At 69.3% G+C, this 11,570-nt stretch carries 9 protein-coding genes; 6 read left to right on the forward strand and 3 right to left on the reverse strand.

The features are described 5' to 3' along the window. The first annotated feature begins 95 nt into the window (after positions 1-95). From dacB to A5663_RS16690, 5 genes are all read left to right on the forward strand, one after another. Entirely contained in the window at positions 96-1,472 is a 1,377-nt protein-coding gene (gene dacB, locus A5663_RS16670; RefSeq protein ID WP_068151300.1) for a D-alanyl-D-alanine carboxypeptidase/D-alanyl-D-alanine-endopeptidase, read from the forward strand. After that, complete coding sequence (locus tag A5663_RS16675; protein ID WP_068151304.1) at positions 1,460-2,530, forward strand: zinc-dependent metalloprotease; 1,071 nt, start codon at positions 1,460-1,462, stop codon at positions 2,528-2,530. The genes dacB and A5663_RS16675 overlap by 13 nt, the downstream gene beginning before the upstream one ends. After that, positions 2,509-3,498 carry a tRNA lysidine(34) synthetase TilS gene (tilS, locus tag A5663_RS16680; protein WP_068151307.1) on the forward strand — a complete coding sequence of 330 codons (990 nt, stop codon included), beginning with the start codon at positions 2,509-2,511 and terminating at the stop codon, positions 3,496-3,498. Before A5663_RS16675 ends, tilS begins: the two co-directional genes overlap by 22 nt. Beyond that, a complete protein-coding gene (gene hpt, locus A5663_RS16685; protein WP_068151310.1) occupies positions 3,485-4,075 on the forward strand; it encodes a hypoxanthine phosphoribosyltransferase in 591 nt (196 codons plus the stop codon). Before tilS ends, hpt begins: the two co-directional genes overlap by 14 nt. 82 nt (positions 4,076-4,157) lie before the next feature. Then, the gene (locus tag A5663_RS16690; protein ID WP_068151313.1) at positions 4,158-6,377 is read left to right on the forward strand and encodes a molybdopterin-dependent oxidoreductase; all 2,220 of its coding nucleotides are present in this window, start codon (positions 4,158-4,160) and stop codon (positions 6,375-6,377) included. Positions 6,378-6,383: 6 nt separating this feature from the next. On the opposite strand, the gene A5663_RS16695 is transcribed toward A5663_RS16690, so the two are convergent. From A5663_RS16695 to A5663_RS16705, 3 genes are read right to left on the reverse strand one after another with little or no spacing between them, the layout of a single operon-like run. After that, the gene (locus tag A5663_RS16695) at positions 6,384-7,130 is read right to left on the reverse strand and encodes an SIMPL domain-containing protein (RefSeq protein ID WP_068151368.1); all 747 of its coding nucleotides are present in this window, start codon (positions 7,128-7,130) and stop codon (positions 6,384-6,386) included. 16 nt (positions 7,131-7,146) lie between these two features. Further along, entirely contained in the window at positions 7,147-8,166 is a 1,020-nt protein-coding gene (locus A5663_RS16700; RefSeq protein ID WP_068151315.1) for a zinc-binding dehydrogenase, read from the reverse strand. 1 nt (position 8,167) lies between these two features. After that, positions 8,168-9,139 (reverse strand): alpha/beta fold hydrolase, encoded by a 972-nt coding sequence (locus A5663_RS16705; RefSeq protein ID WP_068151320.1) that lies wholly within the window; start codon positions 9,137-9,139, stop codon positions 8,168-8,170. Between the two features lie 170 nt (positions 9,140-9,309). Between A5663_RS16705 and ftsH the strand changes: the two genes are divergently transcribed. Then, entirely contained in the window at positions 9,310-11,529 is a 2,220-nt protein-coding gene (gene ftsH / locus A5663_RS16710; RefSeq protein ID WP_068151323.1) for an ATP-dependent zinc metalloprotease FtsH, read from the forward strand. Positions 11,530-11,570: the final 41 nt, after the last annotated feature.

Genomic DNA, 11,570 nt, shown 5'->3' on the forward strand with positions numbered 1-11,570 from the left:
TGTGCTGTGGTCTGTGTCGTCCGGTGAGAACGCGGGTCAACCTTAATGGAGCGATACGCTGCAGTACGGCGGCGGTCTAGTTGAGCAGGAGAGTTATGCGGCCCACTCGGTGGCGGCGGTCCACGCATGTGGCGGTCGGCGTGACGGTCTTGCTGCTGGTGGCCGTCGTCGTCGTGGTTGCCGCCGTGCTCAGCGCGGGCCCGTCCACCGAGGCTGCGGCCGTCAAACCGACTCCCGCGGCCGCGACGGCGAACCCGGGTGTCGTGCCGCTCGCCGACTCGGCGCCCAAGCCGGCGCCGGACCGGCTGCTCGCCGCGCTGGCGCCGATGCTGGCCGACCCGAACCTGGGCCAGTTGACCGGCCGCGTCACCGACGCGAAAACCGACACCCAACTGTGGGCGCAGGGTGCCGAGGTGCCGATGCAGCCGGCGTCGGTCAACAAGACGCTGACCACCGCGGCGGCGTTGCTGACACTGGATCGCGATGCCCGCCTCATAACCCGGGTCTACAGCGGCAGCAGGCCCGGGGTGGTGGTGCTCAAGGGCGGTGGCGACCCCACCTTGTCGGCGGCACCCGCCCCGGAGGAGACGTGGTACCGCGACGCGGCCCGGATCAGCGACCTCGCCGAGCAGGTACGCGGCAGCGGCATCGAGGTGACCGAGGTGCAGGTCGACACAAGCGCATACAGCGGACCGACCATGGCGCCCGGGTGGGATCCGCTCGACATCGACGGCGGCGACATCGCGCCGATGGAGTCGGTGATGCTCGACGCCGGGCGCACCCAGCCGGTGAGCGTGGACTCCGCGCGTTCACGCACCCCTGCGCTGGACGCCGGCCGGGCGCTGGCGGCGGCGCTGCGGATCGACCCGGCGAAGGTCAGCGTGTCACCCGGCAGCGCCAGCGGCGGCAAGGAGATCGCCGCGGTCCAGTCGCCTCCGCTGATGTCGCGGCTACGCGACATGATGAACGCCTCCGACAACGTGATGGCCGAGGCGATCGGTCGCGAGGTCGCCGCGGAGAAGAACCTCCCGCAGAGCTTCGACGGCGCGGTCCGCGCGGTACTCGGTGCGCTCGACGGCGCCGGGGTCGACACCACCGGCGCACGGCTGTTCGACTCCAGCGGGCTCTCCGTCGACGACCGCCTCACCGCACGGACTCTGGACGGAGTGGTGCAGGGGGCGGCCGGAAGTGAGCATCCCGCGCTGCGCCCACTGGTCGACCTGTTGCCGATCGCCGGCGGCAGCGGCACGCTCTCCAACCGTTATCTCGAACCGGGCCTACGGGACTCGGCGGGCTTCCTGCGCGCCAAGACCGGGTCGTTGACGGGCACCAACTCGCTGGCCGGCATCGTGACCGACGCGAGCGGGCGGGTCCTGACGTTCGCGCTGCTGTCCAACAACGCCGGCCCGACCGGGCGCATCGCGCTGGACAACCTGGCGGGCACGCTGCGCACCTGCGGATGCAGCGCATGACGCCGAGCGCCAAGTCTTCGATTTCCGTCGGCCGCGCCGTCGACTGGAAGTTCGCGGCCACCGTAGGGGAGAAGCTGGCCCGCCCCGGTCCGGCGGCCAGCGACTACACGCGACGCCAGGTGATCGAGCAGCTGACCGACGCGGCCCGGTCGGCCGAACTGCCGGTACGCGAGGTGACCGGCCTGAGCGAGGGCGGCGAGATCCCCGAGGCCCGAATCGTGGACCGCCCGCAGTGGATCCGCGCGGCCACCCAGTCCATGCGGGTGATGACCGGGGGAACGGAAAGTCCGCGGGGCTTCATCAGCGGGCGTATCACCGGCGCGCAGACCGGTGCGGTCCTGGCGTTCGTGTCCTCGGGAATCCTCGGCCAGTACGACCCGTTCGGCCGCGACGGCGGCGAGCTGCTGCTGGTGTACCCCAACGTGATCGCCGTCGAACGCCAGCTGCGCGTGCAGCCCTACGACTTCCGCCTCTGGGTGTGCCTGCACGAGGTCACCCACCGGGTGCAGTTCCGTGCGAATCCTTGGCTGGCGGACCACATGTCGCGCTCGCTCGCCGTGCTCACCGAGGAGAACAGCGACGACATCGCCGAAATGGTGTCGCGACTCGCCGACTTCGTCCGGCAGCGCCGTGGCGACGCGAACGACGTTGCGAAAGACGCCAATACGAACGGGATGATCGGCTTGCTGCGGGCGGTGCAATCGGAGCCGCAGCGCGAGGCGCTCGACCGGCTGCTGGTGCTCGGCACGCTGCTCGAAGGACATGCCGATCATGTGATGGACGCGGTCGGTCCCGCCGTGGTGCCGTCGGTGGCCAACATCCGCAAGCGGTTCGACGAACGCCGCCAGCGCAAGCAACCGCCACTGCAACGGGTGCTGCGCGCACTGCTCGGGTTCGACGCCAAGCTCAGCCAGTACACCCGCGGCAAGGCTTTCGTGGACCATGTGGTGTCCGCCGTCGGCATGGCACGGTTCAACGCCGTCTGGACAGGTCCCGAAACACTCCCGCTGCCAACCGAAATCGACGAGCCGCAACGATGGATCGACAGGGTGCTGTAGCCGCTCTGCGTGCGGCGGTCACGGCGTGCGCGCGTGACTTCGGTTCCGGCGACGACCGCTGGTGCGTCGCGCTGTCCGGAGGCGCGGATTCGCTGGCGCTGACGGCGATCGCAGCCGTCGTCAAACCGACCACCGCGCTGATCGTCGATCATCAGTTGCAGCCGGATTCCGCTGCCGTCGCGCAGAACGCACAGCGCCAGGCGTTATCTCTGGGATGCGTTGCCGCGCAGATCATTCGAGTCGACGTCGGCACCGCGGGGGGTCCGGAAGCCGCGGCACGCACGGCTCGCTATGAGGCGCTGGACGCGGCGCGAGACGGTGCGCCGGTGCTGCTCGGGCACACGCTCGACGACCAGGCCGAGACGGTGCTGCTGGGGTTGGGCCGCGGCTCGGGCCCGCGATCGATCGCGGGCATGCGGGCCTGCGACCCGCCGTGGTACCGGCCCCTGCTCGGCGTTCGCCGCGCGACGACCCGGGCCGTGTGTGCCGAACTCGGGCTGGTGCCGTGGCACGACCCGCACAACACCGACCGCCGCTTCACCCGGGTTCGCCTGCGTGAGGAAGTGTTGCCGCTGCTCGAAGACGTCCTCGGCGGCGGGGTCGCCGAGGCACTGGCCCGCACCGCGGGTGCGCTGCGCACCGACACCGAAACCCTCGACGAACTGGCCGACCGCTCGCTGACCGAGCTGCGCTGCGACGGCACGCTGGACACCGCCAAGCTGGCCGCTCTGCCGGAAGCATTGCGGCTCAGGGCGATTCGGCGTTGGCTGCTCGACGGCGGCGCGGTAGGCCTCACCGAAAAGCAGATCCGCGGCGTGGACACGCTGGTGACGGCGTGGCGTGGCCAAGGCGGGGTGGCAGTCGGATCCACCCAGCGCGAGCGACGGCTGATCGCGAGCCGCCGTGACGGCATGCTGACCCTGCACACGGAGCCGGTGCAAAACATGAAAAACTGTGCGCGTGCCTGAGCAACCCGCCGAGCCGTACTGCGGCGATATCAAGTCGGTGCTGCTGTCGTCGGAGGAGATCCAGGCGAAGATCGCCGAACTGGGCGCCCTCATCGGTCAGGAGTACCGCGAAGCGGTCGAGGCGAACGGCCAGGATCTGCTGCTCGTGACCGTGCTCAAGGGTGCGGTGTTCTTCGTCACCGACCTCGCGCGGGCGATCCCGCTGCCGACGCAGCTGGAGTTCATGGCGGTCAGCTCGTACGGCTCCTCGACCTCGTCGTCCGGAGTGGTGCGCATCCTCAAGGACCTCGACCGCGACATCAACGGCCGCGATGTGCTGATCGTCGAAGACATCGTGGACTCCGGCCTGACCCTGTCGTGGTTGCTGCGCAATCTCGCGGCCCGCCACCCGCGCTCGCTGCGGGTGTGCGCGCTGCTGCGCAAGCCGGACGCCGTGCGCGCCGACGTCGACATCGCGCATGTCGGGTTCGACATCCCCAACGAGTTCGTGGTCGGCTACGGGTTGGACTACGCCGAGCGGTACCGCGACCTCGACTACATCGGCACGCTCGACCCGAAGGTGTACGAGCAGGACTGAGCGGCATTCGCGAGCGAGAACTCAGGGCTGTGAAATGAAGCGATCAGCGACCAGGAATGCTATTTCGGCGCAGGATGGCGCCATGACGGAAACAGCCCTCCGCATCTGCCCGCTGTGCGAAGCGACGTGCGGCCTGACGCTGACGATCGACGACGGTCGCGTCACCGCGGCGCGCGGCGACAAAGACGACGTCTTCAGCAAGGGCTTCATCTGCCCGAAGGGCGCCAGCTTCGCCGAACTCGACAACGACCCCGACCGGTTGAGCCGCCCGCTGATCCGGCGTGACGGCGTGCTGACGGAGGCCAGCTGGGAGGAGGCGTTCGCGGCCGTCGCCGAGGGCCTCGGCGGTGTCATCGCCGAGCACGGCGGCGCGTCGGTCGGGGTGTACCTGGGCAACCCGAACGCCCACACGATCGCGGGCGGGATGTACACGCCGGTCGTCGTCAAGGCATTGGGCACCCGGCAGGTGTACTCGGCGAGCACTCTGGACCAGATGCCCAAGCACGTCGCGCTCGGGTTGATGTTCGGCAGTCCGGTCGCGTTCACCGTGCCCGACCTCGACCGCACGGATTGCCTCGTCGTCATCGGCGCGAATCCCCTTGTGTCCAACGGAAGTCTGGCGACCGCGGCCGATTTTCCCGGCAAACTTCGCGCGTTGCGCAAACGCGGCGGGCGCCTCGTCGTCATCGACCCCGCCCGCACCCGGACCGCCGAGCTCGCCGACCGCCATCTCGCGCCGCGGCCGGGCACCGATGCGGCGCTGCTGGCGGCCGTCGTGCACGTGCTGTTCGACGAGGACCTCGTCGACTTGAAGGACCTGGCCGGGCACGTCGACGGTCTCGACGAGGTGCGCGCGCTCGCCGCCGACTTCTCACCGGAGACGGTGGCGCCCTTCTGCGAAGTGCCCGCCGACGACATCCGGACCCTGGCCCGCGAACTCGCCACCGCGCCGACCGCCGCGGTCTACGGCCGAATCGGAACGTCCACAGTCGAATTCGGCACTCTGGGCAGCTGGCTCGTCGACGTCGTCAACATCCTCACCGGCAACCTGGACCGGCCGGGCGGTGCGATGTTCCCGCTGTCGCCGATCGCGCCGGCGGCCCGCCCGCCGAAGCCCGGCCGCGGCTTCCGCACCGGCCGTTGGCACAGCCGCGTGTCCGGTCATCCCGAAGTGCTCTCGGAGTTTCCGGCCGCGGCGCTCGCCGAGGAGATCGAGACGCCCGGCGACGGACAGATCAAGGCTGTCATCACGATCGCCGGCAACCCGGTGCTGTCCGCGCCCGACGGCGACCGCCTCGACAAGGCGCTCGACGGCGTCGAGTTCATGCTCAGCGTCGACCCCTATCTCAACGAGACCACCCGGCACGCCGACGTCATCCTGCCACCGCCTCCGCCGTCGCAGAGCGCGCACTTCGACCTCGCGCTGAATGCCCTTGCGGTGCACAACAATGCGCGTTACTCACCGCCGGCCCTGCCGCTGGCCGACCGCCCGGACGAAGCCGAGATACTGTCGCGCATCGCGCTGATCCTGTATGGCGTGGGCCCCGCAGGCGATCCGACGCTGGTCGACGACCAGGTGATCGCCACGACGCTGGCCAAGGAGGTCGGCGACCCCGACTCGCCGGTCGCGGGACGCTCGGTCGACGAACTGACCGCGATGCTCGCGCCGGGCCCGGGCTACGAACGGCGCCTCGACATGATGTTGCGCCTCGGCGCGTACGGCGACGCGTTCGGCGGCAGGCCCGACGGACTCACCCTGGCCAAGCTGAAGGCCGCCCCGCACGGTATCGACCTTGGTCCGCTGCAGCCGCGGCTCGCCGAGGTGCTGCGAACACCAACGGGGCGAATCGAACTCGCACCGCACCAGTTACTCGCCGACGTCGCACGACTTCGCGACGCGCTCGGCAGGCGGCCCTACGGGTTCGTGCTCATCGGGCGACGACAGCTGCGATCCAACAACAGCTGGATGCACAATCTGCCGGCACTGTCGGGCGGGTCGAACCGGTGCACGCTGCGCATCCATCCCGACGACGCGGCCGAACTCGGCCTCACCGACACGGCGATCGTCAAGGGACCGGGTGGCGAGCTACTGGCGCCGGTCGAGGTCACACCCGAGATGCGCCGCGGCGTGGTGTCGCTTCCGCACGGGTGGGGGCACGACCGCCCCGCCACCGGCCAACGGGTCGCGGCCGGCCGGCCCGGCGTGAACGTCAACCAGCTCAACGACGGCAACCACCTCGACCCGCTGTCGGGCACCGCTGTGCTCAACGGGATTCCGGTGGACATCGCACCCGCGGGCTGAACCGGTCTACGTCAGCTCGTAGACGACGGTCACGTTGAAGCCGACCGTCTGCTGACCGGGCTCGATCGGCACGGCGGCCATCTCGGCCGCGGGACCGCGCGTGGTCGGTAAGGGTGTCGGCGGCGTCGAGGACGGCACCTCCGAAATGGAGATGACGTTGCCCAAGTCCAGATCGGCCAGCAGCGCATACTGTTCGGCGCGGCTCTTGGCATCGTTGAACGCCCGAGCGCGCGCCTCGCGGACCAGTTGCGAGTCGTCCTCGATCGCAAGCGTGACGTCGTTGATCCTCGTCGCGTTGCCGCCCTTGCTCGCGATGAGCCCGAACGCCTGCGACGCGGTGTTCAAGTCGCGGATCTTGATGTCGATGGTGTTCGACGCCCGATAGCCGTTGATGTTCGTGCCGTCGCCCCCGGCGTACTGCGGCTGCACGGTCACCTGAGACGTGTTGATGTCCTTGCGGTCGATTCCCGACCCGACCAACGCGTCGATGACGGCACGTTGCAATTGGCTGGTCTGGTTCAGCGCGCCGGCGGCATCGGCGGCGACGACTTCCATCGCCGCCTTGATCGTCAACGTGTCGGGCGTGCCGAGCACCTCACCGGTGCCGACGACCGTCACCTGGCGCGGCGCGCCGGCGTTGTTGGTCAGGACGGGACCGGCTTTCGCATCGCAGCCCGACAACAGGGCGGTCAATCCCACGGCAGCGGCGGCGAGGACTCGGGTGGGCGTCTTCGCCCGCGCAGCGATCGGCATGGCTGGCACCATACCGTCAGGGCGTCACCACGATCTTGCAGTGCGCGTCAGGGTGGGCGAGTTCGTCGAACGCCGCGCCGACGCCCTCCAGCCCGACCTCGCCGGTGATCAGCGGCGAGACGTCGATGCGGCCTTCGGCTATCGCGCGCAGCGAGTCGGCGAACTCGTTGTGGTCGTAGGCGTTGACGAACTGCACGTTGATTTCTTTCGCGATGCCGAACAGGGGCACCACGGTGTCGGGCTGCATGCACACCCCGGCCACCACCAGGCGGCTGCCCAACGGGGCGCGACGCATCACGTCGTTGATGATGCCGGGCACCCCGACCGCCTCGAAGACCACGTCGGGCGCCACGGTGTCGAACGGCGAGCCGTCCGCGGGATCCAGCGTCTCGTGCGCGCCCATCGTCGCGGCGAGGTCGCGGCGTCTGGCCGAAAAATCCGCTGCTGCAACGTGTTCGACACCTCTGAGCCGCAACGCGGCAACGATCGCGATACCGATCGGGCCGCAGCCGATGACGAGAGCGGACTCACCGGGCGCGATCGCTGACTTGTTGACCGCGTGCAATCCGACGGCCATCGGTTCGGTGAGCGCGGCGTGGCGCGGGTCCAAACCGTCGGGCACGCGCAACAGCAACGGCGCCGACAGCAACATCCGTTCGGCGTACCCGCCGAGCACCGTATTGCTCGACAGGATCGGCTCAAAGCCCTTCGGGGACAACAGAACCGGCAGTGACGTCACCAGGGTTCCCGGGGCAGGCGCCTCGGTGTCCGGTCCGGCCTCGAGGACCTCCGCGCTGAACTCGTGGCCCATGTACACGTCGGCGTTGAGGTCGACGGGCAGCCCGCCTTGCAGCGGCATGCCCGTGATCTCCCGGGTGAGCCGGACCATCTGGTCGCCGTGCTTGGCGAAATGCAGGTCGGAGCCGCAGATTCCGCAGGCTTTCACCTCGACGAGGACCTGGCCCTCGAGTGGGACCGGTTCCGGGACGTCGTCGCGAAGCACTATCCGTCCGTCGCGCAGCACCGCAGCGCGCATCTCACCACTCCAATCGGGTCAAGAACTCCAGCAGCGCGGCGTTCACCGCGGCTGGCCGCTCCTGCGGCACCCAGTGTCCGGCGCCGTCGATCATCACCTCGCGGTAGTCGCCGGACACCACCTCGCGGGCGCGGTGCCGTGGCGTGTACGCCATCGTCGGGTCCTCGGTGCCGCCGATGAACAACGCGGGCACGTCGATCGTCGCGGCCGGCGTGCTCGCTGTCAGTTCCCAGTTGCGGTCGAAGCAGCGGTACCAATTGAGCGCGGGGGTGAAGCCGGTGCGGGTGAACTCGTCGACGTAGCGGTCGAACTCCGCCTGGCTGATCCAGTCGGGCAGTCCGCCCGGATCCGGGATACGGTCGAGGAACCCGGCCGGGCCCGGAGCGGTCATCCGGTCGCCGACCAGCCCGCCCCTGGACGACGCGGTCGAGGCGAACAGCTTGCGCATCGACGTGGCGGGGTCGCGGTTCAGCTCTTCGTCGGCCGGGCCCGGTTCCTGGTAGTAGAGGATGTAGAAGAACTTGTCGCCGAAGATGCGGCGGAACGCCTGGGTCGTGGGCACCCGTGAGCGCGGTACCGGCGGCGCACAGACGCCCACCACTCCGGCGAAGCGGTCCGGGTGCAACAGCGGCGCGCCCCAGGCCACCACGCCGCCGAAGTCGTGGCCGACGATGACCGCGCGGTCGGCGCCCGCGTCATCGATCAGGCCGACGATGTCGGCGCTCAACTCGGCGACCGTGTAGGCGTCGACGTCCGCGGGAGCCGACGACGCGCCGTAGCCGCGCTGGTCCGGCGCGAGCACGTGGTAGCCGGCCTCGGCCAGCGCCGGCAGCTGATGACGCCACGAGAAGGCCAGCTCGGGAAAGCCGTGCGCCAGGACAACCAGCGGCGCGCCGCGCTCGCCCGCCTCGAGCACCCGCAGTCGGACCCCGTTGGTGTCGACGAACCGCTCGGTTCCGGTGAGCACGGTCATACCAAAACACAGCCCGCGCCGAACGTGAGGTTGTGCGCGAGAAATCGTCGAAAAATCGAACACAACCTCACGTTCGCGCGGAAAGGGCGCAGAGAACCGTCGGGAACCGTCGTTCGTTGGTCTAGCGGTAGCCTTGAGGTTTCGCAGAGGAAGTCGACGACGGATAGTTGATGAACCGGAAAAATGTCATCCGCACGCTGACCGTGATCGCGGTCGTGCTGTTGCTGGGTTGGTCCTTCTACTACTTCAGCGACGACACCCGCGGCTACAAACCGATCGACACCTCGGTGGCGGTCGCCCAGATCAACAGCGACAACGTCAAGTCAGCCCAGATCGACGACCGCGAGCAACAGCTGCGGCTGGAGTTGAAAAACGAGGTCGACGGCAGCGACAAGATCATCACCAAGTACCCGACGGGATACGGCGCGACGCTGTTCGACTCGCTGCAGGGCAAGAACGTCAAGACCAACACGGTGGTCAACCAGGGCAGCATGCTCGGCTCGCTGCTGATCTATCTGCTGCCGTTGCTGCTGCTGGTCGGCCTGTTCATCATGTTCTCCCGGATGCAGACCGGCGGCCGGATGGGCTTCGGTTTCGGCAAGTCGCGGGCCAAGCAGCTGACCAAGGACATGCCCAAGACCACATTCGCCGACGTGGCCGGTGTGGACGAGGCCGTCGAAGAGCTCTACGAGATCAAGGACTTCCTGCAGAACCCGTCGCGCTACCAGGCGCTGGGCGCCAAGATCCCCAAGGGCGTACTGCTGTTCGGCCCGCCCGGCACCGGTAAGACGCTGCTGGCGCGCGCCGTCGCGGGCGAGGCCGGAGTGCCGTTCTTCACGATCAGCGGCTCCGACTTCGTCGAGATGTTCGTCGGCGTGGGCGCCTCGCGCGTGCGTGACCTGTTCGAACAGGCCAAGCAGAACAGCCCGTGCATCATCTTCGTCGACGAGATCGACGCGGTCGGCCGCCAGCGCGGCGCCGGCCTCGGCGGTGGGCACGACGAGCGCGAGCAGACGCTCAACCAGTTGCTCGTCGAGATGGACGGCTTCGGCGACCGTCAGGGCGTCATCCTGATCGCGGCCACCAACCGGCCCGACATCCTCGACCCGGCGCTGCTGCGCCCCGGCCGCTTCGACCGCCAGATCCCGGTGTCCAACCCCGACCTGGCGGGCCGCCGCGCGGTGCTGCGGGTGCACTCGCAGGGCAAGCCCATCGCCGACGACGCCGACCTCGACGGGCTGGCCAAGCGCACGGTCGGCATGTCCGGCGCCGACCTGGCCAACGTGATCAACGAGGCTGCGCTGCTGACCGCCCGCGAGAACGGCACCGTCATCACCGGCCCCGCGCTCGAGGAGGCCGTCGACCGTGTCGTCGGCGGCCCGCGCCGCAAGAGCCGCATCATCAGCGAGCACGAGAAGAAGATCACCGCCTACCACGAGGGCGGTCACACGCTGGCGGCGTGGGCGATGCCGGACATCGACCCGATCTACAAGGTGACGATCCTGGCCCGCGGCCGCACCGGCGGCCACGCGATGGCCGTGCCCGAGGACGACAAGGGCCTGATGACCCGCTCGGAGATGATCGCCCGGCTGGTGTTCGCGATGGGCGGGCGCGCAGCCGAGGAGCTGGTGTTCCGCGAGCCGACCACCGGCGCCGTCTCCGACATCGAGCAGGCCACCAAGATCGCCCGCGCGATGGTCACCGAGTACGGCATGAGCTCCAAGCTCGGCGCGGTGCGCTACGGCACCGAGCACGGCGACCCGTTCCTGGGCCGCACCATGGGCACCCAACCCGACTACAGCCACGAGGTCGCCCAGATCATCGACGACGAGGTCCGCAAGCTCATCGAGGCCGCGCACACCGAGGCGTGGGAGATCCTCACCGAGTACCGCGACGTGCTCGACACGCTGGCAGGCGAACTCCTGGAGAAGGAGACGCTGCACCGGCGCGAGCTCGAAGAGATCTTCGGCGACGTGAAGAAGCGCCCGCGGTTGACCATGTTCGACGACTTCGGCGGTCGCGTTCCGTCCGACAAGCCGCCGATCAAGACGCCCGGCGAGCTTGCCATCGAGCGCGGCGAGGAATGGCCGAAACCGGTGCCCGAGCCCGCGTTCAAGGCCGCGATCGCCGCGGCGTCCAAAGCCGCGGAGGCCACCAGATCGGCGGACGGCGGAAAGAACGGGACCAACGGCAACGGTTCGTCGGGCAATCGCCCGGACGGTGCGCCGACGCAACCGGACTACGGCGCCCCCGCGGGGTGGCACGCCCCGGGCTGGCCACCTCCGCCGCAGCACCAGCAGCAACCGCCGGTCCAGCAGCCCCAGGGCTACTGGTATCCACCGCCGCACCAGCCCTATCCGCAGCATCAGCCGTACCCGGTCAGGTGGTAGACGGCATCGCGGTGGGCGGCCGGATCGGTCAACGCCAGTGC

Origin of the sequence: Mycobacterium sp. E740, from assembly GCF_001672895.1 — a bacterium.
Taxonomy (GTDB): Bacteria; Actinomycetota; Actinomycetes; order Mycobacteriales; family Mycobacteriaceae; genus Mycobacterium.